The sequence below is a fragment of the Streptomyces sp. NBC_00224 genome, from assembly GCF_041435195.1.
Classification (GTDB): Bacteria; Actinomycetota; Actinomycetes; order Streptomycetales; family Streptomycetaceae; genus Streptomyces.
This window is the reverse complement of sequence record NZ_CP108106.1, coordinates 1,977,060-1,999,189: the sequence shown is the minus strand read 5'-3', so window position 1 is coordinate 1,999,189 and position 22,130 is coordinate 1,977,060. Positions and strand designations below refer to the sequence as shown.

The 22,130-nt window shown below is 73.6% G+C and carries 20 protein-coding genes; 5 read left to right on the top strand and 15 right to left on the bottom strand.

The window, feature by feature from the left end; all coding sequences use genetic code 11:
- Positions 1 to 37 precede the first annotated feature (37 nt).
- From OG965_RS08905 to OG965_RS08855, 11 genes are all read right to left on the bottom strand, one after another.
- Positions 38 to 904, bottom strand: coding sequence for an alpha/beta fold hydrolase (locus OG965_RS08905; protein ID WP_371650937.1), 867 nt, complete (start codon positions 902 to 904; stop codon positions 38 to 40).
- Between the two features lie 176 nt (positions 905 to 1,080).
- Positions 1,081 to 1,488, bottom strand: a complete 408-nt coding sequence (locus tag OG965_RS08900) for a CoA-binding protein (RefSeq protein WP_371650936.1) — start codon at positions 1,486 to 1,488, stop codon at positions 1,081 to 1,083.
- A 28-nt stretch (positions 1,489 to 1,516) separates the two neighbouring features.
- Positions 1,517 to 2,413 (bottom strand): class I SAM-dependent methyltransferase, encoded by an 897-nt coding sequence (locus tag OG965_RS08895; protein WP_371650934.1) that lies wholly within the window; start codon positions 2,411 to 2,413, stop codon positions 1,517 to 1,519.
- On the bottom strand, positions 2,413 to 3,207 hold the full coding sequence (locus tag OG965_RS08890) for an alpha/beta fold hydrolase (RefSeq protein ID WP_371650932.1): 795 nt from the start codon (positions 3,205 to 3,207) through the stop codon (positions 2,413 to 2,415). Before OG965_RS08890 ends, OG965_RS08895 begins: the two co-directional genes overlap by 1 nt.
- On the bottom strand, positions 3,204 to 3,857 hold the full coding sequence (locus OG965_RS08885; RefSeq protein ID WP_371650929.1) for a LysR substrate-binding domain-containing protein: 654 nt from the start codon (positions 3,855 to 3,857) through the stop codon (positions 3,204 to 3,206). Before OG965_RS08885 ends, OG965_RS08890 begins: the two co-directional genes overlap by 4 nt.
- Positions 3,850 to 4,701, bottom strand: a complete 852-nt coding sequence (locus OG965_RS08880; protein WP_371650927.1) for a DUF6182 family protein — start codon at positions 4,699 to 4,701, stop codon at positions 3,850 to 3,852. The genes OG965_RS08885 and OG965_RS08880 overlap by 8 nt, the downstream gene beginning before the upstream one ends.
- A gap of 73 nt (positions 4,702 to 4,774) precedes the next feature.
- Positions 4,775 to 5,941 carry a hypothetical protein gene (locus tag OG965_RS08875; RefSeq protein ID WP_371650925.1) on the bottom strand — a complete coding sequence of 389 codons (1,167 nt, stop codon included), beginning with the start codon at positions 5,939 to 5,941 and terminating at the stop codon, positions 4,775 to 4,777.
- Between the two features lie 73 nt (positions 5,942 to 6,014).
- On the bottom strand, positions 6,015 to 7,439 hold the full coding sequence (locus OG965_RS08870; protein WP_371650923.1) for an FAD-dependent oxidoreductase: 1,425 nt from the start codon (positions 7,437 to 7,439) through the stop codon (positions 6,015 to 6,017).
- A 1-nt stretch (position 7,440) separates the two neighbouring features.
- Positions 7,441 to 8,298: a class I SAM-dependent methyltransferase gene (locus tag OG965_RS08865; RefSeq protein ID WP_371650921.1), complete on the bottom strand. Its 858-nt coding sequence runs from the start codon at positions 8,296 to 8,298 to the stop codon at positions 7,441 to 7,443.
- Positions 8,299 to 8,377: 79 nt separating this feature from the next.
- Positions 8,378 to 10,078, bottom strand: coding sequence for a GH3 auxin-responsive promoter family protein (locus OG965_RS08860; protein ID WP_371650919.1), 1,701 nt, complete (start codon positions 10,076 to 10,078; stop codon positions 8,378 to 8,380).
- The gene (locus OG965_RS08855) at positions 10,065 to 10,649 is read right to left on the bottom strand and encodes a hypothetical protein (RefSeq protein ID WP_371650917.1); all 585 of its coding nucleotides are present in this window, start codon (positions 10,647 to 10,649) and stop codon (positions 10,065 to 10,067) included. The genes OG965_RS08860 and OG965_RS08855 overlap by 14 nt, the downstream gene beginning before the upstream one ends.
- Before the next feature lie 370 nt (positions 10,650 to 11,019).
- Here OG965_RS08855 and OG965_RS08850 point away from each other — a divergent pair, with 370 nt between their 5' ends.
- The 3 genes from OG965_RS08850 (at position 11,020) to OG965_RS08840 (ending at position 15,909) form a co-directional block, all read left to right on the top strand.
- Positions 11,020 to 11,646: a YigZ family protein gene (locus tag OG965_RS08850; RefSeq protein WP_371650915.1), complete on the top strand. Its 627-nt coding sequence runs from the start codon at positions 11,020 to 11,022 to the stop codon at positions 11,644 to 11,646.
- 70 nt (positions 11,647 to 11,716) lie between these two features.
- Positions 11,717 to 12,898 carry an exonuclease SbcCD subunit D gene (locus tag OG965_RS08845; RefSeq protein ID WP_371650913.1) on the top strand — a complete coding sequence of 394 codons (1,182 nt, stop codon included), beginning with the start codon at positions 11,717 to 11,719 and terminating at the stop codon, positions 12,896 to 12,898.
- Positions 12,895 to 15,909 carry an AAA family ATPase gene (locus OG965_RS08840; protein WP_371650911.1) on the top strand — a complete coding sequence of 1,005 codons (3,015 nt, stop codon included), beginning with the start codon at positions 12,895 to 12,897 and terminating at the stop codon, positions 15,907 to 15,909. Before OG965_RS08845 ends, OG965_RS08840 begins: the two co-directional genes overlap by 4 nt.
- A gap of 29 nt (positions 15,910 to 15,938) precedes the next feature.
- On the opposite strand, the gene OG965_RS08835 is transcribed toward OG965_RS08840, so the two are convergent.
- The gene (locus tag OG965_RS08835) at positions 15,939 to 16,385 is read right to left on the bottom strand and encodes an Lrp/AsnC family transcriptional regulator (protein WP_371650909.1); all 447 of its coding nucleotides are present in this window, start codon (positions 16,383 to 16,385) and stop codon (positions 15,939 to 15,941) included.
- Between the two features lie 94 nt (positions 16,386 to 16,479).
- Here OG965_RS08835 and OG965_RS08830 point away from each other — a divergent pair, with 94 nt between their 5' ends.
- Entirely contained in the window at positions 16,480 to 16,968 is a 489-nt protein-coding gene (locus OG965_RS08830) for a rhodanese-like domain-containing protein (RefSeq protein ID WP_371650907.1), read from the top strand.
- A gap of 67 nt (positions 16,969 to 17,035) precedes the next feature.
- Here the strand turns inward: OG965_RS08830 and OG965_RS08825 are convergent, their stop codons facing one another.
- Both OG965_RS08825 and OG965_RS08820 read right to left on the bottom strand, forming a co-directional pair.
- Positions 17,036 to 18,718, bottom strand: a complete 1,683-nt coding sequence (locus tag OG965_RS08825; protein WP_371650905.1) for a DUF885 domain-containing protein — start codon at positions 18,716 to 18,718, stop codon at positions 17,036 to 17,038.
- 50 nt (positions 18,719 to 18,768) lie between these two features.
- The gene (locus OG965_RS08820; RefSeq protein WP_371650903.1) at positions 18,769 to 19,299 is read right to left on the bottom strand and encodes an Lrp/AsnC family transcriptional regulator; all 531 of its coding nucleotides are present in this window, start codon (positions 19,297 to 19,299) and stop codon (positions 18,769 to 18,771) included.
- Positions 19,300 to 19,358: 59 nt separating this feature from the next.
- On the opposite strand from OG965_RS08820, the gene OG965_RS08815 reads away from it, so the two are divergent.
- Positions 19,359 to 20,618, top strand: a complete 1,260-nt coding sequence (locus tag OG965_RS08815) for a PLP-dependent aspartate aminotransferase family protein (protein ID WP_371650901.1) — start codon at positions 19,359 to 19,361, stop codon at positions 20,616 to 20,618.
- On the opposite strand, the gene OG965_RS08810 is transcribed toward OG965_RS08815, so the two are convergent.
- The gene (locus OG965_RS08810) at positions 20,500 to 21,960 is read right to left on the bottom strand and encodes a GNAT family N-acetyltransferase (protein ID WP_371656889.1); all 1,461 of its coding nucleotides are present in this window, start codon (positions 21,958 to 21,960) and stop codon (positions 20,500 to 20,502) included. The two genes, OG965_RS08815 and OG965_RS08810, sit on opposite strands and share 119 nt — an antisense overlap.
- Positions 21,961 to 22,130: the final 170 nt, after the last annotated feature.

The window sequence follows — 22,130 nt, the reverse complement described above, 5'->3', positions numbered from 1 at the left end:
GGGGTGCCGTGCCCGGTACCTCGCGTGATCGGCCGGTCTAGGTGCGGGCCGCCCAGCTCAGGGCGCGGGTGAACACCGCGAGCGCGCCGAAGTGCGCGGCGTCCGGGGGTACTTCCAGGCGCGCCCCGGGGATCCGCTCGGCCAGCCACCGGGTGTGCTGCGCGGGTGCGAAGACGTCCTGCTCGCCGTGCCACAGCAGCACCGGCGTACGGATCTCCTCCGGCCGGAACTCCCAGGGCGAGCTCAGCGCCAGCACGTCGTCGACCCATCCGTCGGCCGAACAGCGCAGCCCCTCCGCGAAGTTGCGGACGAGCAGCGCCCGGATCGCGGCGTCGGTCAGCACCTCCCGGTCCGGCTCCGGCACCATGCCGTGCATCGCGGTGACCGTCGCCCTCGGATCCGCTCGTATCTCCTCCGCCCGCACCTCAAGAGCGGCCGTCACCGCCTCCGGGCCGCCCGCCGCGATCGTGTACGCCCGGACGTTGTCCTCGGTCATGCCGTCGAACCAGTCCAGGCCGTCCGCGTCGCGCGGCGCGAGCGGTACCAGCGCCACCGCCCTGGCCGTACGCCCCGGAAGCCGCGCGGCACACGACAGCGCGTGCGGCGCGCCGCCGGAGCGCCCCACCACGGCGAACTCGCCTATACCCAGGGCGTCGGCGATCGCCGCCACGTCCTGGGCCGCGTGCACCACCCGGCGCCCCGGCCGCCGGTCGGAGTCCCCGTACCCCGGCCGGTCGAAGGTGATGAGGCGGACGCCCATCCGGTAGAGCACGGTGCTGCGGGGAGCCGGGCCGTGCCGGCTCCCCGGCGTGCCGTGCAGCAGGAACACCGGCCTGCCCAGGGGGTGCCCCCGGCTCTCGACGGCCAGGTTCCGGCCGTCCGGGGTACGGATGAGCTGCGGCAAGGCGCGCCTCCCGTGGGTCCGTTCGGGGGCTGGGGGTTGGCGCCAGTATGAGCGCGCCGGGGCGGCCGGTACAGCGGACGACGGGGTGTGACGGGAGGTCGGGTACGACCCGACGGTGGTGCGGCGGCACGGCTGGTAGTGCGCGGGGTGCGGGCCTCCGTGCCCCCGGGCGGGCTTCAGCCCAGCTGGGGTATCTCGATCGCCGGGCACCGGTCCATGACCATGTCCAGCCCCGCCGCCCGCGTCCGCTCGTACGCCGCGTCGTCGATCACCCCGAGCTGGAACCAGACCGCCTTGGCCCCGGCCGCCACGGCCTGGTCGGCCACGTCCCCGGCCAGCTCGCTGTTCACGAACACATCCACCACGTCGACCTTGAACGGAATCGCGTCCAGCGACGGATACCCCTGCTCGCCGTGGACCGTCTCGGCCTTGGGGTGCACGGGCACGATCCGCTTCCCGTACCGCTGCAGCACCGCCGCCACCCCGTACGCCGCGCGGCGCTCGTTGGACGACAGACCCACGACCGCCCAGGTGTCCCCGGTCCCGGTCAGGATCCTGCGGATGGTGTCCTGCTCGCTGTTCACTCCGTGCCTCCTGCGGACCGCAGGTCCGTTAGATGTGCTCCTCTCCCGCAGAACGAGTGACCGGCCCCTGGAATTCCCGCTCGCCGGGCACGGCGCCGACGGCCAGCACATTGCCCTCGCTGATGTATCCGTCGGGCCCGTCGAGCGGATGGTCCGCGGCGTCCGGGTCCGCGAAGCGGCGCCATTCCTCGCTCAGCCCGAGCGCCAGGGCCTGTTCCGCGAGCCGGGCACAGGTCGGGGCGTAGAACGCCCTGGCCTGCGGGGTGAGCGGGGCGAAGTGCTCGATCAGGACGGTCCGTTGACGCACGTCGGTCAGGCCCGCGGCCTTCAGATGGCGGTACAGATCACGGGTGCGCAGGAGCTGGGCCGCATAGCCGGGAGTCCGCCCGGCCGCGCGGAAGAAGTCCGCGAAGAGATACGGGTCCGTCGGCCGGGCCGTGATCAGCTGGGCGTCCAGGTCCTTCACCGCTATCGTGCCGCCGGGCCGCACCACCCGCCGCAGCTCCCGCAGCGCGAGGGCCAGTTCGGAGTCGCTCAGGTACTGAACGGTGTTCGCGCACCAGACGGCGTCGAACGTGGCGTCCGCGAAGGGGAGTTCCAGCAGATCGGCGCGGCGGACGTCCACCGGGCAGGCGGGGGACCACCGCGCCAGCCGTTCGGTGGCCAGCGCGGCGTTCTCCTCGGCCAGGTCCACCGCCGAGACGCGGCCCTGCGGGCCGACCAGGTCGGCCAGCCACGGCAGGAAGTCCCCGCCGCCGCAGCCCGCGTCCAGGACGTGCGCGCCGGGCTGTATGCCCGCCTGTCCGAGCAGGCCGAGATAGGCGTCCCGGCACGCGTCGAAGTGCGCGTCGACGATGGTGTGGTGGGTGAAACCGAGGCCGGTGGAGGTGGTGAACCCCCAGGCCCGGTGGTCTTCGGTCAGCATCAGTGCGAATCCACCTCGGCCGTGAGCGCGTCCAGTTCGGCCAGGAGGGCGTCGAGTTCGTCCTGGATCACTTCCGGTGCCTCCAGCGGCGGCAGATGTCCCGAGCCCGGGACGACCACGAGGCGCCCCCGGGGCAGGGCCTCGACCATCGCGCGCGTGTCCGCCTGCGACACCAGCTCGTCCTCCTCTCCGACGATCACCACGGCCGGGATGTCGGTGGCCCGCAGGACGTCCAGGGCGTCCGGCCGCGCCGCGATCGCCCGCTGGGCCCAGGCCAGCGACGCGGGAGAGGCTCCGGCCGCGACGGTACGGAGCCGGGCCAGCACCTGCGGGCGCTCGGCGCGCGTGGTGGCGCCGACCAGTCGGGGCGCGGTCGACTCGATGACCGCCGGGCCCTTCACCGGGTCCTCGATGAGGGCCAGAAACCCCTCCCGCGCCGTGCGCGCGGCCTCGTCGTCCATGTCCGCCCGCGTGGACAGCAGGGCGAGCGCCAGCGCCCGACCGGGATGCCGGCGCAGGAACGCCATCGCCGCATAGCCGCCCATCGACACCCCGACCAGCACCGCGCGCTCGATGCCCCGCGCGTCCAGCTCGCGGGCCAGGTCGTCCGCGACCGTGTCCAGCGACGGCGGCTCGTTGCCGAGTGGCGTGGCCCCGAAGCCGCGCTGGTCGGGCGCGACGACCAGGTGGCCGCGCCCCTCCAGAGCCTCCCGGTGCGTGTCCCACATCGACGAGTCGAGGGAGAGCGCGTGCAGCAGGACCACGGGGACCCGGCCGTTCGTCGCCGCCGTCATCGCGCCGTGCTCCCGCTCTCGGCGTCCGCGATGAACCTGGCGGTGTGCGCGGCCGGTTCGGGGTCCCGCAGCCAGGCCAGGGCGACCGGCGCGGGCGGCAGATCGGAGATCGGGATCACCTTCATCCGGGCCGGCGCGATGGCCTCCAGGGACTGGAACGTCAGATGGACGGCGTCGGTCCCGGAGAGCGTCCCCATCAGGCCCTTCACCGTGCCCATGTCGTACGCGCGCCGGATCCTGCGGCCCTTCGGGGTGCGGGGCGGCACCACGTCGTCCCACACGTACTCCGGGAAGGAGCCGGGGCAGCGGAACCCCTCGTAGGCGGCCACCTCCTCCACCGACACGGACGTGTGCGTGGCGAGCGGGTGGTGGGCGCCGACGATCACCGCGCGCGGGTCGAGGGCGACGGGGCGGCTCACCGCGAGGTCCGGCTCCCGCAGCCCGTACTTGACGATCATGACGTCCAGTTCCTTGGCCCGCAGCCCGTGGAACGGGTCGGCCACGTCGTACCCGACCAGCTCGACCTCGCTCTCGTCGCGGCCCGCCGCGCGGATGATCGCGGCGGCGAGATCGGGCGAGCCGTGGATGCCCAGGCGGACGGGCGGCGGGCCCGGGACGCTGCCGGTGGGAAGGGTGGTGCGGTCAGTCATCGGGAGTCTCCTCGGTCAGTGCGGCAAAGGCGCGCAGCCGGTCGGGACGGGTGCGGTCGACATCGACGCGGAGCGCGGCGAAGGGCGCGGTGGCGCCGGTCAGGCTCGGGACGGAGCGCAGGGTCAGCCGGTCTCCCGGCGTGATCAGGCCGTCCAGAGCCGCCTCGACCACCAGGTGGTTGAGGTGGACGAGCGCCTCGGGCACGGGAACACCCGAAGCGGCCACATAGAGGTCGCGGTGGACCCCGGCCCTCGGCGGGGGGCCGGGTCGCGGCGTGGAGGATCGCGGCGGGGCGGCGCCGCGCGGCAGCGGTCCGGCGCCGGGCCCCGGTGTCGGGGCCTGCCGCCCCGCCCCGGAGTCACCCCGACTGGCGGTCGGGGACGGGACCGTGACCGTTCGCGGCGGGCCCACCGGGAACGCGGCTGTGGACAGGAACAGCTTGAGCAGGCGGCGCAGCCCCGCGCTGCTCTCGGCCGGTGCCGGTCCGCACCAGCCGACCGACCCGTCCTCGGCCAGGCAGTCGAATGAGTAACGGCCCAGCAGGTTCGCGGGGTTCCCGGCCAGGAACACCGTTCGGGTGAATGAGCGCCGCCAGGCCGCCGCCGTCTCGGGCGCGAGCCCGAGCGCGAAGGCGGACGCGTCACGGATCCAGGCCGCGGGGTCGAAGTGGCGCACGACCGCCACCGCCTGGACGGCGTCGGCATCCGGCCGCTCGGCGACCCGGGTGCGCGCCGCCAGCAGCGCGGCGAGATCCGACTCGCCCTCGGCGTCGGCCAGTTCGGGCCGCACCTCCCGCAACCGCCGGAACGCCTCGTCGTGCAGCCGTCGCTGGGTCAGCGGCACGGGACCACCTCCGAGGGCGGCCGTTGCCCGCTCGGGGGCGCGGGAACGCCTGCTGAGGGGAGCAGTTGCCCGGTCAGGGACACAGGAACACCTCCGCCAGCAGATCGCGCGCGGGCGCGGCGCGGCGCCGGGCGAGCAGGCTCGTGGTGAGCCGGTACGGGTCCACATAGGTGTGGTCGCGGCGGTGGACGCCGAGCCGTTCGGGCAGACCCGGCTCGGCGGTGGCGGGCGCGCCGGCCAGCAGGCGGCCGGCGCGCTTCAGACACTGGTGCAGCAGTTCGGACCGATGGGACTGGGCCTGGCCGGGTCCGAGCGTCGCGATGAAGTAGAGCCGCATGCCGAGCCGGATCGCCGCCTCGTCGTGGTCGGCGGACGCCGCCTCGATCAGCGCGGCCGCGTCCAGGCCCCGCCAGCCGCCTTCGCGGGCCGAGCGGATCTCGCCGTCCACCGGGACGCGCCCGACCGGAACCCGGTGCACGACCGGCCCCAGCGGCGCGAGCACGCGCGCGAGGAGCTGGTAGTCCGGGTCGAGCTCACGGTCGTACAGGAACACCACCTCGTCGTAGTGCGGCGCGAGCGGCAGGAGTTCGCGCAGTGCGCAGGCGAGGTAGTTGGGGCGGCTGTCGGCGGTGACGATCTGCCGCAGCGGCAGGCCGTGCCGCGTCAGATCGAGGTAGACCGGGCCGCCGAGCCCCCGGTGGTCCAGGCACAGGCCACGCGCGCGTAGCCGCTCCAGCATCTCCTCCAGGCCGAGGCCGGGCGGCTGGTGGGCGAGGAGCCCGGGGTCGTACAGGCCGAGCCGGGCGTAGTGCCCCCGCCACAGTTCGAGGACCCGGGTGGCGGCCGGGTGCACCCAGCCGTGGTGCTCGACGGCGTCGGCGTACGGGCGTAACGCGGCCGCCGGGACCCGGTCCGCCGCAGCGCGGTGACGCACGTACAGCGAGCCGATGTCGTCCTCGGTCAGTTCCGCGTAGCCGGTGTCCCCGTGCGTGCGGTCGAGGAACTCCCAGAACCCCAGGGTCTGTTCGGTGAGGTGGTACGTCGTGTGGCTGTAGCGGTAGTCGACATCCGCCAGACACGCGGTCGCCCGGTACATCACGTCCGTCCAGAGCAGACCCTTGAGGTGGGACGGGGCGAGCGGTTTGGAGGGGGTGACCGTGATCGGAGCCAGCAGCACCCGGCGGCGCGCTCCCGCCACCGGCCGGGGCCGGGGCGTGGAGACGACGGCAGGGGCGGTCACGGGCGCGCTCCTTCCACCGAGGAAGGGGCACGGCGACAGGACGGTGTCACGACGGATCTCCTTCCGCACGGCGTCACGACCGGCCTCCTTCGGCCGCCACGAGGGCACCGAGGAGCTTCTGGCGGGGCATGGTCGCGGTGCTCTCCGGGACCGCGCCACGGGGCGCCTGGGCCACGCGGTGCCGGAACTTCTCGTCCCCGAACACCTCGTCCGGAGTGCTCAGTCCCATCAGGACCCGCATCAGCCCGCGCCACACCGTGCCGTCCTGGGCGGCGGCCGCCCGTATGGACGTGTCGGGGCAGCCGGCGTAGGCGGGCGGCAGGGGCCGGCCGTGCACGACGGCGCTCCAGCGCCCGATCCGCTCCCGGTCGGTGCTCGCCGCGTGCTCGTACCACGGCCGCAGGAACGCGTCGGCGAACCCGGCGGCGGCCTCGGTCCGTCTCGTCGCGGGGCGTGCGGCCAGCGCGTCGGCGAGGCCGAAGGCCTGCGCGAGCGCCAGCGACATTCCGCGCCCGTAGAGCGGGTTGGTGACACAGGCGGCGTCCCCGACCGGGAACAGGCCCGCCACGGGCGGGTGCACGGCGGTGGCGCGCAGCGCGTTGGCCGGGCTGCCGATCACATGGACGGCGGAGATGGGCGCGCTGACGGCGTCGTCGAGCCAGCCGGTGAGGCCCGGAGTGGCGCGCGCGACGGCGGTGAAGTCCTCGGCGTGCCGCAGCCGGTCCAGTTCCGTGTCGCCGGGCAGCGTGCCCAGGGCGATCGCGAAGGTGCCCGCGTCGCCGGGGTGCAGCACGCCCGCGTAGTGGTCCCAGATGTCCCCGGCGGCGTGGCCCCGGTTGAGCGGCCCGGGCAGGGAACTGCTTCTGAGCCGGTAGAACCGGGTGAAGCCGCGCAGTCCGGACGGGCTGGTCAGATCCCCCGCCACCGGAACCCCGGCATCCGTGAGCCAGCCGCGGGCGGCCGCGCGGCGGCCGGTGGCGTCCACGACCACATCGGCGGGCAGGTGCGCGCCGTCCGTCGTGACCACGCCGCGCACGGACTGCCGGTCGGGGCTCAGCCGCAGCCCGCGTACCGTCGTGCCGTGCCGGATCTCCACCTGCGGCAAGGCCTCGACCGTCCGGTACAGGACGAGTTCGAGCGTGGTGCGGCGGCAGCCCAGCGCGACCAGTTCGTCGTCGCCCACCTCGCGCGCCCGGTCGGTCGCACCCTGCGGCAACGCGCGCGTGAGGTCGAACAGTGGGGCACCGGCGGCGAGCAGCCGCTCCAGGACCTCGGGCGCGCGCGTGCGCAGCGTGCGCACGCCGAGCGAGGTCAGCGTGTGGGACTGCTGGGCCTGCGGCACGGTCGGCCGCTGCCAGCGGCTGTGCAGGTCGGCCATCGCGCCCCGGGGCGGTGGGGCGGAGCGCTCCAGGACGACGACCTGCCGACCGGAACCGGCCAGCGCGAGCGCGGAGGCCAGACCCGCGACACTGCCTCCCACGACCAAAGCTGTCGACATCTCAGCGCCGCCGACCGTGGATGAAGAACACCCGGCGCACGTTCGCCTCGTGCCGCGGCGGCACCGGGTCCGGCCAGCGGCCGAAGTCCGCGCCTGGTTCGCCGGGTTGCAGCGCCTCGACGGAGAACCCGAAGCTGTCGAAGAGCGCCTCGGGCTCGTCGGTACCGAACAGCCAGGGGCAGCCCCAGCCGGCGAAGATGTCCAGCAGACCGCGCATATGAGGGAGCGTCAGAGCGGCGGAGTTGACCAGGTCGGCGGCGATCCGGCTGCCGGGCGCCGAGAAGTCGGCGACGCGGCGCAGGATGCGGTGGGTGTCCTGCTCGGGGATGTAGTACAGCAGCCCTTCGAGCAGCCAGGTGGACGGCAGGGCCGGGTCGTACCCCGCCTCCTGGAGGTCGTCCTCCCAGTCGGGAGAGGTGAGGTCCACGGCGACCGTACGGTGGTCGGTCCGCGGGCTGACGCCCTCCAGCCGGTCCTTCTTGTGCGCGAGCACCGCGGGCCGGTCGACCTCGTAGTAGCGCAGCCCCTCGGGCCAGTCCAGCCGGTAGGCGCGCGAGTCCATCCCGGCCGGGGCGAGCACGATCTGCCGCATCCCGGGCTCGCGGGCGGCCTCCTGGAGGTAGTCGTCGAAGAACCGGGTGCGGATGGCGTTGTAGTCGGGGGTGCTGGGGAGCGTACGCGAGGCGTCCGCCGGGAACGTCGCCTGCCGGATCTCCGCGAGCAGCTCCGGCCCGATCTCACCGCAGAGCGCGTCCGCGTACGGATCCTGGTAGATGCGGTCGGGCCGACGCGTCTCCGCGGCACGCAGGGCAGCGGTGAGCAGGGCGGTGCGTTCGACGGCGTCGAGCAACTCGGTCACGGGGTTCTCGTCTCCTTCGGTCGGATGGGTGGAGTGCGGGGCCCGCAGTGGGGTGCGGCCGCGCCTGGAGGAGTGCCGGTCAGGAACCGTTCCCGTCGGTGAGTCGTTGCCATTGCGCCGGGTCTTGGCGGAAGAGCCGGTCTTTGACCTGGGTGGGGCGGACGCCGGTGGCGACGGCGGCGTGCCAGTCGTCGAGGAAGGCGTCGGGATGCAGATGGAGGCCGGTGGGGGCGCCCAGGCGGTGCTGGGTGCGGGCGTGGCGATAGCCGGGGGATTCGTGGGCGAGGGCGTGGTCGAGGCGCTTCAGGAACGCTTCGGTTTCGTCTCCGCTCCACGGGGTGGCTGAGGCGAGGGCGAACTGGTAGGCGGGGGTGCCATGTTGGTCGTGGGTGAAGCGGCAGGCGGTGTTGCGCAGTTCGAGGCCGCCTGCGGCCAGGGCGGTGCTGAGGGCGCGCAGGACGTGGGCGTCGCGCAGACGTTCCCCGACGGCGTCGGAGAGGCTGCTGCGGCCGGTGTATTCGAGGCGGGGTACGCCTTCCTCGCGGTCGACGACCCGTACGACATCGCCGACGGCGTAGCGGTAGAGGCCGCCGATGTGGCTGAAGACGGTGTGGTAGTCGCGGCCCACCTCAAGCTCGTGGGGCTGGAGGGTGGGTGTGTCCGGAGTGAGGTCGGTGTCGGCGTCGGCGAACTCGTAGACGGAGGCGGTGACGACGAGGCTTCCGGCGGTCGGGTGCCGGTCGAGGGCGACGCCCGTGGGGCCCTCCGATGCGGCGACCGGGGCGGGGAGCAGGGTGACCCCCGGCCCGAACTCCTCGCGCAGCCGCGGCAGATAGAGCGAGGCGAGGCCGGTGGTCCAGCAGAACAGGGCCCGCATCCGCGGCCAGATGTGGGCGGGCCGGACCCGCCCGAAGTGCGCGGCGAGGCGGTCGAGTTCGCGGGCGCGATCAGGGTTGGGGGAGCGGTAGGGGTGCCCGCCCAGGGTGCCGTCGCGCACTTCTTGGACGATGCGCTCCCACCACAGGTTCAACTGGTACGGCAGGGCGGCGACCATCGCCGGGTTGATCCCGATGACACAGCGCACATCGCTCTCGACGGCCAGGCGCAGCCGCAGATACATCTTCTCCAGATGCGCGTCGGCCGCCACCGGCACCGGAAGGGTGGCCCAAGGGGCACTCGTGCCGGGCTCCGCCGAGAGCGGCTCGCCGAACCTGGCACCGAAGTCGACCTGGCTGGCCCCCACATGGGGCTTGCCGGAGGCCGTGGTCGGCGGCGCGGCGATCGGGTCGTGCTTGAGGTTCAGTACCGCGTCCGGGCGCGCGAGGACGTCGGGAAAGTGCTCGATGAGCGGCGCCCAGGCGGCGTAGTAGAACGGGAAGAAGGTGGTGCCCATGAACTGCGGGGTGACGGGGATCTTCTTGTGGGCGCCGGTGCTGCCGCTGCTGGTGAAGAAGACGGTGGGTTTGTCGGCGGTGAGGACGTTGTCCTCGCCTGCCGCGGCCCGTTCGATCCAGGGGGCGAGGCCGCTGTAGTCCTGGACGGGTACGGCCTTGCGCCAGTCGTCCAGCGTGCGGATCCGGGCGAAGCCGTGGGCGCGCCCGTAGGCGGTGTCGGCGTTGAAGGCGAGCAGGTCCTCCAGGACCCGCCGCTGATGTCCGGCCGGGTCCGCGAACGCGGCCCGCAGCCGGGCCCGCTCGGTGAACACCCGCGACCGGTACCGCTCGATCCGCTCCGGATCGGCCCAGGACAGGCCGTCCTGTCGAGTCTCAGACGTAGTCATGACAGACCGCCTCCCGTACGGCGTCGGCGGTCCGCTCGGGGGAGTTCTGCTGCTCCACGACTGTCACCGGGAGATACCGGATCTCGTCCCACATCAGCTTCTCCAGGTCGGTCTGGTACCGCTCGAACGACGTCCGGTTCGGCCGCTCGCCGTAGTGTTCGAGGGAGTTGAGCCGGGTCCCGCGGCGGCTGCGGCGCCAGGCCTCGTGCGGCGAGACCTTGAGGTAGACGACGTGGCGCGGCTGCGGGAACGAGCGCCACCAGTCGTACATGGGGTTCTCGCGCACTCCCGCGAGGCGGCACTTCGCGAGGATCTTGTAGTAGTACGAGTCCACGAGGAGCGGCTGTCCGTCGGCGGCGTCCGCGGCCGTGAGGAGCTGGTCGCGCAGGTGCACCACGGCGGTCTGGAGCATGCTGGCCATGAAGTCCGGCGAGTAGGCGCCGTCCGGGGCGGCGACGTCCTTGACCACGTCGCGCCGCAGCCGGCCGATCAGCGCGTGCCGGTCGGTGAGGAAGTGATCGTCGACCGAGACGACCCGGACTGGCTCCGGGTCTCCCGCGAGCCGGGACATCGCCGATGACTTGCCCGCGTAATCGCCTCCCAGGAGGACGGAGAATAACGGGAGGTTTGATGACATATCGGGTTGCTCCTTACGAACCGGCGCACTCTCTGCTGTGGCACGACTCCTCCCCGCAGCCTGGGGGAGGTGGCTATAGGGAGAGTTGAGGATCAAGGGGGAGGAGCAGGTGAAGGTTCAACTGACGTCCACCCGGCCGTGGCCCGCGTGTGCCGACGGACGTCCGCCCAGGCGTGCCGTCGCGCCGGGCCGGGTGACATCGGTCACCCCGTACCCCTGCGGCGGACCGGGGATCTCGGTCTCCAGCTCCGGGGCGCCAGGGCGACCAGCAGGTCAGCGGCGCGGCACCGCATAGGGTGGCCGTATGCAGGAGCAGTACCGGACGATCGCCCGCGAGGGCGTGCACGAGACCGAGGTCAACCGATCGCGGTTCCTCTGCGCGCTCGCGCCCGCCGCGACCGAGCAGGAGGCGCAGGACTTCGTCGCGCGCGTCCGCAGGGAGCACCCGACGGCGACCCACAACTGCTTCGCGTACGTCATCGGGGCCGACGCCTCGGTACAGAAGGCGAGCGACGACGGTGAGCCGGGCGGTACCGCCGGAGTCCCGATGCTCCAGATGCTGACCCGCCGCGAGGTGCGTTACGCCGTCGCCGTCGTCACCCGCTACTACGGCGGTGTGAAGCTCGGCGCCGGCGGGCTCATCCGTGCGTACGGGGGAGCGGTCGGCGAAGCCCTCGACGCGCTCGGCACCGTGGTGCGCCAGCGGTTCCGCCTCGCCACCGTCACCGTCGACCACCAGCGCGCGGGCAAGCTGGAGAACGACCTGCGGGCCACCGGCCGCGCGGTGCGCGAGGTGCGCTACGCCGAGGCCGTGACCATCGAGATCGGCATCCCGGAGGCGGACGTGGAGTCCCTGCGGCGCTGGCTCGCGGACGTCACCGCGGGCAGCGCGACGCTGGAGCTCGGCGGAGAGGCGTACGGGGACGCGTGACAGCTCTGCGCCGTACCGGTAAGGCAGTTGCCGCCCGGGATGTCCGACCCCACCGTTACCCTCGGGGATCATGAGATTCCTGCACACGTCGGACTGGCACCTGGGACGGTCGTTCCACCGGGTCGCCCTGCTCGACGCCCAGGCAGCGTTCCTCGACCACCTGGTGGCGACGGTGCGCGAGCACGACGTGGACGCGGTCCTCGTGGCAGGGGATGTCTACGACCGGGCCGTGCCGCCGCTCGCGGCCGTGGAGCTCTTCGACCGCGCCATCCACCGGCTCGCCGAGGAGGGCGTGCCGACGGTCATGATCTCCGGGAACCACGACTCGGCCCGGCGACTCGGCGTCGGCGCGGGCCTCATCGAGCGGGCGGGCATCCATCTGCGCACCGACCCGGCCGGGTGCGGCACCCCGGTGCTGCTGTCCGACGCCCACGGTGAAGTGGCCTTCTACGGGCTGCCCTACCTCGAACCGGCCCTGGTCCGCGACGAGTTCAAGACCGCCAAGGCCGGACACGAGCAGGTGCTGGCCGCGGCCATGGAGCGCGTCCGGGCGGATCTCGCCACGCGCGTGCGAGGCACCCGCTCCGTCGTCCTCGCCCACGCCTTCGTGGCGGGCGGGGAGCCCAGCGACAGCGAGCGGGACATCACGGTCGGCGGGGTCGCCGCCGTGCCCGCGGGAGTCTTCGACGGCGTCGACTATGTGGCGCTCGGCCATCTGCACGGCAGCCAGAGCCTCTCCGACCGCGTGCGCTACTCGGGCTCCCCGCTGGCGTACTCGTTCTCCGAGACCACCCACCGAAAGTCGATGTGGCTCGTCGACCTGGCCGCCGACGGATCAGTCGCCGCCGAGCGGATCGACTGCCCGGTCCCGCGCCCGCTCGCCCGCGTCCGGGGCCGGCTCGACGACCTGCTCGAAGATCCCGCCCTTGAGCGTCACGAGGGCGCTTGGGTCGAGGCGACGCTCACCGACCCGGTCCGCCCCGACGACGCGATGGCCCGAGTCGCCGCCCGCTTCCCGCACACGCTGAGCCTCGTCTTCGAGCCGGACGGGGCCCCCGAGGACCCGCTCGCCTCGTACGCGCGACGCCTCCAGGGCCGCAGCGACCAGGAGATCGCGGAGGACTTCGTGGCCCATGTGCGCGGCGGCAGCGGCCCGGACGAGCGGGAGCGGACGGTGCTGCGCGGCGCCTTCGACGACGTACGGGTCGAGTCGGCGCTCACCCAGGACCACGCGCGCGAGGGAGCCCGATGAGGCTGCACCGGCTGCGCGTCACCGCCTTCGGCCCCTTCGGCGGCACCCAGGAAGTCGACTTCGACGCGCTCTCGGCCGCCGGGCTCTTCCTGCTCCACGGGGCGACCGGCGCGGGCAAGACCTCCGTCCTGGACGCCGTCTGCTACGCGCTCTACGGGGCGGTGCCCGGCGCCCGCCAGAGCCCCGGCGCAACCCTGCGCAGCGACCACGCCGCGCCCGACACCGTCACCGAGGTCCTGCTCGACCTGACCGTCGGGGAACGGCGGTTGGAGATCACCCGGCGGCCCCAGCAGAACCGGCCGAAGAAGCGCGGCACCGGCTTCACCTCCGAGAAGGCGCAGACCTGGCTGCGCGAGTACGACGCGCGGGACGCCGTCTGGCAGGCGCTCAGCCGCTCCCACCAGGAGGTGGGGGAGGAGATCGGGCAGCTCGTCGGTATGAGCCGCGAGCAGTTCTGCCAGGTCGTCCTGCTGCCGCAGGGCGACTTCGCCAAGTTCCTGCGGTCCGACGCCGAGGCGCGCGGCAAGCTGCTCGGGCGGCTCTTCGACACCGGCCGCTTCGCCGCCGTCGAAGAGCGTCTTGCCGAGCTGCGCCGCGCCGCCGAACAGCAGGTCAGGGCCGGTGACGAGCGACTGATCGCGCTCGCCCAGCGGATGGCGCAGGCCGCCGGGGACGGCGCGGACGCGCGCGACTGGCCGCTGCCCGACCACCGCCCCGGGGAGCCCGGGCTCGCCGAGGCCGTCCTGGAGTGGGCCGCTGTCGCGCGCGCCGGGGCCCGCGAGCGCCTCGCCGTCGCGGAGTGCGCCGCCACCGCCGCCGAGAGCCGGCAGGCCGCCGCCCGTATCGCGCTCGACGACGAGCGCCGCCTCGCCGAGCTGCAGGGCCGGTACGCGGACGCCCGCCGCCGCGCCGACGAGCTTGCCGCCGCCGGGCCCCGCCGCGCCGCCGTACGGGACCGGCTCGACCGGGCCCGCAAGGCCGACCTCGTCGCCCCCGCCCTCGCGCTGCGCGCGGAGACCGAGCGCGAGCACCACACGGCGGCCACGGCCCGCGAGCGCTCCCGTGCGCTGCTGCCCCCCGATCTGGCCGAGGCCGGGGCGGACCAACTCGGCGCGCTGGAGCGGCAGATGCGCCAGGAGCTGGGCGCGCTCGACGCCGCCCGCAGGGCCGAGGCCCGCAGCGCCGAGATCACCGCCGAGCGCGCCGAGCTCGACCGCCAGGCCAGGGCCGACGAGCAGCTGCTCCTCGACGCGGCCGGCTGGCTCGCCTCCTGGGAGGGCGACCGCCGGCGCCACCAGGAGCGCATCGACGCCGCCCACCAGGCCGCCACCCGCACCGAACAGCTGGCGGGACGGCTCGAACCGGCCCGGCGCCGACTGGCGGCGGCCCGCGAGCGCGACGCCCTCCACGCGCGCGTGGCCGAGGCCGAGGAGCGGCAGAGCACCGCCCGGGAGCGGGCCAACGCCGCCCATGAGCACTGGCTCGCCCTGCGCGAGGAGCGGTTGCGCGGCATCGCGGCCGAGCTCGCCGCGGGGCTGCGGGACGGCGAGGCGTGCGCCGTCTGCGGCTCGTCCGAGCACCCCGCACCGGCGCGCGCCACGACCGGCCAGGTGGACCGTGCGACGGAGGAGGCCGCCCACGAGGCGTACCGGCAGGCCGAAGCGGCCCGCGCCGAAGCCGAGCGCGCCCTCGCCTCCGTACGCGAGCGGTTCGCGGCGGCGAGCGCGGAGGCGGGCACGGAGACCCTCGCCGTGCTCGACGGCCAAGTGCGCGAGTGGGGGGCCGAGTACGGCGAGAGCCGTGCGCTCGCCGCCGGGCTGCACGCCGCCCGGGAGGCCTTCGAGAGCGCGGAGCGCGAGCACGCGCGACGCCTGGCGCAGCAGCGCGAGGCGGACAAGCGCGTGTCGGCCCGTACCGCACGGCGCGAGGAGATCGACCGGGAACAGGCCTCCCTGGAGCGGGAGTTGGCGGTGGCCCGGGGCGAGGCGCGCAGCGTCGCCGAGCAGGCGGCCCTGCTTGAGCACCGGGCCGGTCTGCTCGCTGGGGCCGCCGAGGCCGTCCGTGAGGTCGAGGCGACCGCCCAGCGGCTCAAGGACGCGGACGGGCGGCTCTCCGAGGCGGCCTTCCGGGCCGGTTTCGACACCCCTCGGGCGGCGGCGGAGGCCTTCCTCGACGACCGGCAGCAGCGCGAGCTCCAGCACCGGCTCGACGAGTGGCAGCGCGAGGAGGCGGCCGTCGCCGACCGGCTTGCCGAGCCCGCCACGGTCGCGGCGTCCGCGCGCCCGGCCGCGCGGACCGAGGAGGCCGAGGCCGCCCACGCGCGCGTGGAACGCGCGCTGCGGGAGGCCGCCTCGGTGCTCGCCGCCGCGCGCGCCCGCTGCGCCGAGCTCGGCAGGCTGGGGCGCGAGGCCGCCGCGGAGACGCGCGGGATCGGACCGCTGCGCGAGGAGTACGACCGGGTGGCCCGTCTGGCCGGGCTCACCGCGGGCACCTCCGCCGACAACGAGCGCAAGATGCGGCTGGAGTCGTACGTGCTGGCCGCGCGCCTTGAGCAGGTGGCGGCCGCCGCGACGGCCCGGCTGAGCCGGATGTCCGGCGGGCGGTACACACTGGTGCACTCCGACGCCCGGGGCGGACGCGGCCGTTCCGGTCTGGGGCTGCACGTGGTCGACGCCTGGACGGGCCGGGAGCGGGACACCGCCACGCTCTCGGGCGGCGAGACGTTCTTCGCGTCGCTCGCACTGGCGCTGGGCCTGGCCGATGTGGTCACCGACGAGGCCGGGGGCGTACGGCTCGACACGCTCTTCATCGACGAGGGCTTCGGCAGCCTCGACGACCAGGCCCTGGACGAGGTCCTGGACGTACTGGACTCGCTGCGCGAGCGCGACCGCAGCGTCGGCATCGTCAGCCACGTCGGGGATCTGCGCCGCCGCATCCCCACCCAGCTGGAGATCGTCAAGGAGCGGGGCGGGTCGGAGGTGCGCCACCGCTCGGCGGGGACCGGGGACTGAGCACCCCGGCCGTGTGCCGGGGTCGGCGCTCAGCGGCCGATTGCGCGCCGGGGCAGTGGCGAGGAGTAGACGACGCTGGTCGTCACCGACCCCAGTGCGCCGATCTTCCCGGAGATCTCCTCAAGGTGGCTCATCGACCGCGCGCCGACCTTGATCACAAAGCAGTCGTCGCCCGTGACGTGGTGTGCCTCCATGATCTCCGGAGTCGCCTCAAGGAGATCGTGGAACGGCTTGTAGTTGCCGTTCGGGTACCGCAGCCGTACGAAGGCGAGGATGCCCCGGCCGAGCCGCTCCTGGTCGACGACAGCCGTATAGCCCGAGATCACCCCCGCCTCTTCGAGCCGCCGCACCCGTTCCGTGACGGCGCTCGGGGACATGGCGACGGCGCGGGCCAGCTCCGCGAAGCTGGCCCGGCCGTCCTGCTGGAGGGCGTCCAGGATGCGCCAGTCGGTGGCGTCCGGGGAATACTCGGTCATGGCTGCCAGACAACAGTGAAATCCCCGGCGAATCAAGAGATGTTCCGGGGATCGTATCTTCCGGCCAATGATCAAGAGCCGTAGATTTCTGGCCATGACAACAACGCAGCTCGCCACCGCCGCCAACCCCGTCCTGCGCGTCGCCCCGGCCGCGCCCGACGCCGCCGCCGCGTACTTCCGCGCCAGTCTGGTCTTCCACGCGGATGTCTCCGACGTGGCGTCCGTGCTGGCCCAGGGCGGCGAGCCCGGCTTCGTCGTGCTGGACTCGCGCTCCACCGAGGCCTGGGACCAGGGCCACGTGCCCGGCGCCGTGCACCTGCCGACCGCGCTCATCGCGGAGCAGGCCGAGCAGCTGCTCGACAGGTCCGTGCCGGTCGTGACCTACTGCTGGGGCCCCGGCTGCAACGGTGCCACCCGCGCCGCCCTCGCCCTGGCCGAACTCGGCTACCAGGTCAAGGAGATGCTCGGCGGCTTCGAGTACTGGGTGCGCGAGGGCTTCGAGTTCGAGACCTGGGAGGGCCGCGAGAAGCGCGAGGCCGACGCGCTGACCGCGCCCCTCGGCGCGGAGAACTGCGGCTGCTGAAGGTCGGTCGGCGGGCCGTGAGCGGTGGGCCGTGGGTGGTGGGCCGGGGCGCACCACCCACGCCGCGTCAGAGCTTGGACAGCTCGTCCACCAGGTCGTCGAGGCCCAGCGGTCCCTGCGAGAGCGCCGCCATGTGCCAGGCCCGGGCGTCGAACGCGTCGCCGTGGTGCTTCTTCGCGTTCTCCCGGCCCATCAGCCAGGCCCGCTCGCCCAGCTTGTAGCCGATCGCCTGGGCGGGCACGGACAGATACCGGGTGAGCTCGCTCTCCACGAAGTCCGCCGGACGCCCGCTGTGGCTGCCGAAGAACTCCTGCGCCAGCTCCGGCGTCCACCGCTCGCCGGGATGGAACGGCGAGTGGTCCGGAATCTCCAGCTCCAGGTGCATGCCGATGTCGACGATGACCCGGCACGCCCGCATCATCTGGGCGTCCAGGTACCCCAGTCGCCGCTCCGGGTCGGGCAGGAAGCCCAGCTCGTCCATGAGGCGCTCGGCGTAGAGCGCCCAGCCCTCGGCGTTGGCGCTCACCGTGCCGATGGTCGCCTGGTAGCGCGAGAGCCGGTCCGCCACGTGCCGCCACTGCGCGATCTGCAGATGGTGACCCGGAACGCCCTCGTGGTACCAGGTCGAGACCAGGTCGTACACCGGGAAGCGGGTCTCGCCCATGGTCGGCAGCCAGGTGCGGCCGGGGCGCGAGAAGTCCTCCGAGGGGCCCGTGTAGTAGGGCGCGGCGGCGCTGCCGGGCGGTGCGATGTGCGACTCCACCTTCCGTACCCGCTCGGCGAGTTCGAAGTGTGTGCCGTCCAGGGCCTCGATCGCCTCGTCCATCAGGGCCTGGAGCCACTCGCGGACCTCGTCCACGCCCTCGATGTGGACGCCGTGCTCGTCGAGGTGGGCCAGCGCCTCCCAAGGGCCCGCGCCCGGCAGGATCTTGTCGGCCTCGGTCTTCATCTCACCGAGGATGCGGTGGTACTCGGACCAGCCGTACGCGTATGCCTCGTCGAGGTCCAGGGTCGTCCCGTTGAAGTAGCGCACCCAGCGGGCGTACCGCTCGCGGCCCACGGTGTCCGGCGCCCCGGCGACCGCGGGCGCGTACACCTCGCGCAGCCAGTCGCGCAGAGCGACCAGAGCCTCGCCCGCCACGCGCGCGGCCGCGTCCAGTTCGGGGCGCAGGGACGAGGGGCCCGGCGCGACGAACTCCTCGAACCAGTTGCGGTCCGTGCCGATCCACTCGGTGAGCTGGCCGGTGAAGGTGGCCGTGGCGCGCGGGCCGGCGAACAGCTTGCGGTCGAGCCCCAGTCGCAGCGCGGCGCGGTAGCCCTCAAGGGCGGCGGGGACGACGGTGAGCCGGGCCGCGACATCCGCCCAGTCCGCCTCGTCGGCGACCGGCATCATGGTGAACACCTGGCGCACCGAGTGGACGGGCGAGCGCAGATTGCTGATGCAGCGCAGGCCCTCCTGGGCGTCGTGGACGGCGAGTTCGGACGTCAGGCGCTCCCGCAGCAGTCTGGCGCAGCGCCGCTCGGAGTCGCTGTCCGCACCCGGCAGCCGCTCCGCTTCGTCGAGCCGCGCCAGCGTCGCGCGGGCCAGGTCGGCCACGGCCGTCTGCCCGGCGGGCGTGAAGTCCGGAAGCAGCCGGGCGCTCTTGCGCACGCCCAGATAGGTGCCGGTGATGGGGTCGAGTTCGATGAGTGCGTCGACATGGGCGTCGGCGACCTGGCGGGGCAGCACGCTGCTGGAAGTGTCTGGCATGGACCACATACTCGTACGAGCGGAGGCTCCGCGTCACCAACAGGCGACCTTCAGCCACTTGAGGCGGAAGGGGAGAGAGGGGCCGAAGTGGAAGTTGACACCGGTGTCGACGAAGGTGGCAGCAGAGGGCCGCACTCCCACTGCTGGAAGATCAACCGCGTCTCCACCCGGGCGACTTCGCGCCGCGAGGTGAACTCGTCGATGACCAGCCGCTGAAGGTCGGAGGTGCCGGTCACGGCCACGTGGACCAGGTAGTCGTCCGGGCCGGCGAGGTGGAACAGGGCGCGGGACTCCGGCAGCGCCCGGATGCGCTCGACGAACGGGCCGATCAGTTCACGCCGATGTGGTCGCACCTGTACGGAGAGGAGTGCCTCCAGGCCACGGCCCATTTTGGCCGGGTCGAGACGGAGCTGGTGGCCCAGGATGACTCCGGAGCGGCGCAGCCTGGTCACCCGGTCGAGGCAGGTGGAGGGCGCCACGCCCACCTGCGCCGCCAGATCGCGGTAGGTGGTCCGGGCGTCGTTCTGCAGGAGGCGCAGAATGTCCAGATCCACCGGGTCCAGTGCGACAGAATCGGCCATTGGCCGAACGTAGCACGGACCTCACCGCTCGTTTCCGGTCACGTCTCCACAGTTCCGCCATGGACTCCGACACGCAGGACCGCGACCAGGCCGCACCCCGTGCCCTGGCCACCGAAGCCGTCCACGCCGGCCGCGACGACCTCGCGGGACTCGGCCTGCACGCCCCGCCGATCGACCTCTCGACGACCTACCCCTCGTACGACAGCGCGGCCGAGGCCGCCCGGATCGACGCCTTCGCGGCCACCGGACTGCTGCCCGAAGGGCCCCCGGTGTACGCCCGCCTCGACAACCCCACCGTGGGCCGTTTCGAGACAGCGCTCGCACGGCTGGAAGGGGCCGAGGGCGCCGTCGCGTTCGCCAGCGGCATGGCCGCCCTCTCCGCCGTGCTGCTCGCCCGGGCCTCGGCGGGCCTGCGGCACGTGGTCGCGGTCCGGCCGCTGTACGGCTGCAGCGACCACCTCCTGGACGCCGGACTCCTCGGTACGGAGGTGACCTGGGTCGACCCGGCGGGCATCGCCGACGCCCTGCGGCCCGACACCGGCCTGGTGATCGTGGAGACCCCGGCCAACCCGACGCTCGCCGAGGTCGACATCCGGGCCGTCGCCCACGCCTGCGGCTCGGTGCCGCTGCTCGTCGACAACACCTTCGCCACGCCCGTGCTCCAGCGGCCGCTCGAACAGGGCGCGCGGATCGTGCTGCACAGTGCCACCAAGTACCTGGGCGGTCACGGCGACGTCATGGGCGGGATCGTCGCCTGCGACGACGCGTTCGCCCGGCAGCTGCGCCAGGTGCGGTTCGCCACCGGCGGTGTCCTGCACCCGCTCGCGGGCTATCTGCTGCTGCGGGGCCTGGCGACGCTTCCGGTGCGGATGCGCGCGGCCGCCGGGAGCGCCGCGGAGCTGGCCCGCAGACTGGCCGCCGACCCGCGGGTGTCCCGCGTCCACTATCCGAAGGTGGGCGGGGCGATGGTCTCCTTCGAGGTGAACGGCGATCCGCACCGCGTCATCGCGGGCGTCCGGCTCATCACCCCGGCCGTGAGCCTCGGCAGCGTCGACACTCTCATCCAGCACCCGGCCTCCATCAGCCACCGCATCGTGGCCGAGGGAGACCGGCGCTCCGCCGGGGTGAGCGAGCGCCTGCTGCGGCTCTCGGTCGGTCTGGAGGACGTGGAGGACCTGTGGAGCGATCTGAACCGGGCGCTCAGCGCTCCGCCTGCGACGCCTGCTCGAACGATGCCCGCTCGAACTCCGAGCGCTCGAACGCCGGGCGCTCCGACGACGGACGCGCCGGTACGCGAGCCTTCGGCAGCCGGGCGGTGACCACCAGGGTGCCCTCCTCGATCTGGTAGTCGAGCGGCAGGCCGAGGCCGCGCATCGCCGCCACCATCCCGGTGTTGGAGGACTGCGTCACCGCGTACACGCTCTCGCAGCCCGCCTCGACCGCCAGCGCCACCAGGCGCTCCAGGAGCTCGGAGCCGATGCCCCGGCGCTGCCAGTCGTCCTCGACGAGCAGCGCCACCTCGGTCTCGTCGCCGTCCCACAGCAGATGGCCGAGGGCGACGAGCCGCCCGGAGGCGGTCTGGGCGGTGAGGGTGCGGCCGTAGCGGGGGCTGAGCAGGTGGTTGAGGTAGCGGTCGGCGTCGCCGATGGGGCCGTGGTAGCGCAGGCTCAGCGTGCGGTCGGAGCAGCGTTCGTGCATGGCCTTGGCGGCCTCGACGTCGTCCTGACCGGCCCGGCGGACGGTGATCTCGTTGCCCTCGGGCAGGGTGAGGACGTCCTGGCTGCGCGGGATGCGCGGGCCGAGCCGTGCGTCCAGTTCGACCAGCGCGCGCGCCCGCGCGAACTCGGTCGGGGTGAAGGGGAGGTAGGGCCGCTCAATGGTGATGGCCCCGCCGTTCGGATCGCGCAGCCGCATGGTGGTCGATTCGAGTACGCCCTCGACCGGCGCCGTCTCACCGGTCGGGCGGCCGGACAGGGACACGGCGGGCAGCGAGTGGATGGTGCACCTTCCCAGCAACTGCCGCAGTGCGAGCGGCAGTTCCGCGGCGTCGAGTGCGGTCCGGGTGGCGAGTCCGAGCACCCGGGTGGGCGCGTCCACCAGGTCGTGCGCGTCCGCGCGCTCCAGCCAGATGTCGCCGCCGCCCGCCGCCACGATCTCCCGGGTGAGCCGGGCCCCGGCCAGCTCGGCGGGGGCTCGCAGCAGGAACTCGTCGACCGTGCCGTCGGCCAGCGGGTGCGTCTGGAGGGTGAGGATGTCGACCCGGCTGTGGGCGAGCGCGGTGCACAGGGCGGCCAGACTGCCCGGCTCGTCGCGCACGGTGGCCCGCATCCGCCACAGCGAGGTCTCGCGGGGCGCCGTCTCCGCTTCGGCGGAACCGTCGGTGGACGCGGCGCCGACTGTCGCGGGCGCCGCGCCCGTATCCGCGGGTGTGTCCGCCGGGGGTGCGTGGCTGTGGCGCCTGGCCCACCACGTGTGGAACGCCGCCGTGGCCACCAGGGCCACCGCCGAGGCGATCAGCAGGAACGGTCCGTCCGGCCCGTGGGCGACCATGTTCGCCAGCCCGTCGGCCACCGCCACGGCCATGAACAGCGCGGCCAGCTCGATCATGTCCCGCCGCCAGTGGTGGCGGCGGGCGCTCTTGCGGGCATTCAACTCGGGCATCTCAGTCATGCCATCACTGTGGCCGAGCGGTGTTGCGTGATCACGAACGCTTTGTGACTGATGGGTTAAGTGTGATTCTGATGGTTTTCTGACCGTTTCCTACGGCTTGTGGCGCGGAATGACCGGCTCGGTGCCGCAGTCCGTACGCCGTCTCCGGTGCACGTCATCAC

Coding starts and splice junctions, on each gene's coding strand:
- OG965_RS08810 (WP_371656889.1), bottom strand. CDS start 21,960: ATGCCCGAGTTGAATGCCCGCAAGAGCGCCCGCCGCCACCACTGGCGG.
- OG965_RS08820 (WP_371650903.1), bottom strand. CDS start 19,299: ATGGCCGATTCTGTCGCACTGGACCCGGTGGATCTGGACATTCTGCGC.
- OG965_RS08845 (WP_371650913.1), top strand. CDS start 11,717: ATGAGATTCCTGCACACGTCGGACTGGCACCTGGGACGGTCGTTCCAC.
- OG965_RS08855 (WP_371650917.1), bottom strand. CDS start 10,649: ATGTCCCGGCTCGCGGGAGACCCGGAGCCAGTCCGGGTCGTCTCGGTC.
- OG965_RS08860 (WP_371650919.1), bottom strand. CDS start 10,078: ATGACTACGTCTGAGACTCGACAGGACGGCCTGTCCTGGGCCGATCCG.
- OG965_RS08830 (WP_371650907.1), top strand. CDS start 16,480: ATGACAACAACGCAGCTCGCCACCGCCGCCAACCCCGTCCTGCGCGTC.
- OG965_RS08895 (WP_371650934.1), bottom strand. CDS start 2,413: ATGCTGACCGAAGACCACCGGGCCTGGGGGTTCACCACCTCCACCGGC.
- OG965_RS08840 (WP_371650911.1), top strand. CDS start 12,895: ATGAGGCTGCACCGGCTGCGCGTCACCGCCTTCGGCCCCTTCGGCGGC.
- OG965_RS08870 (WP_371650923.1), bottom strand. CDS start 7,439: ATGTCGACAGCTTTGGTCGTGGGAGGCAGTGTCGCGGGTCTGGCCTCC.
- OG965_RS08815 (WP_371650901.1), top strand. CDS start 19,359: ATGGACTCCGACACGCAGGACCGCGACCAGGCCGCACCCCGTGCCCTG.
- OG965_RS08850 (WP_371650915.1), top strand. CDS start 11,020: ATGCAGGAGCAGTACCGGACGATCGCCCGCGAGGGCGTGCACGAGACC.
- OG965_RS08835 (WP_371650909.1), bottom strand. CDS start 16,385: ATGACCGAGTATTCCCCGGACGCCACCGACTGGCGCATCCTGGACGCC.
- OG965_RS08890 (WP_371650932.1), bottom strand. CDS start 3,207: ATGACGGCGGCGACGAACGGCCGGGTCCCCGTGGTCCTGCTGCACGCG.
- OG965_RS08885 (WP_371650929.1), bottom strand. CDS start 3,857: ATGACTGACCGCACCACCCTTCCCACCGGCAGCGTCCCGGGCCCGCCG.
- OG965_RS08825 (WP_371650905.1), bottom strand. CDS start 18,718: ATGCCAGACACTTCCAGCAGCGTGCTGCCCCGCCAGGTCGCCGACGCC.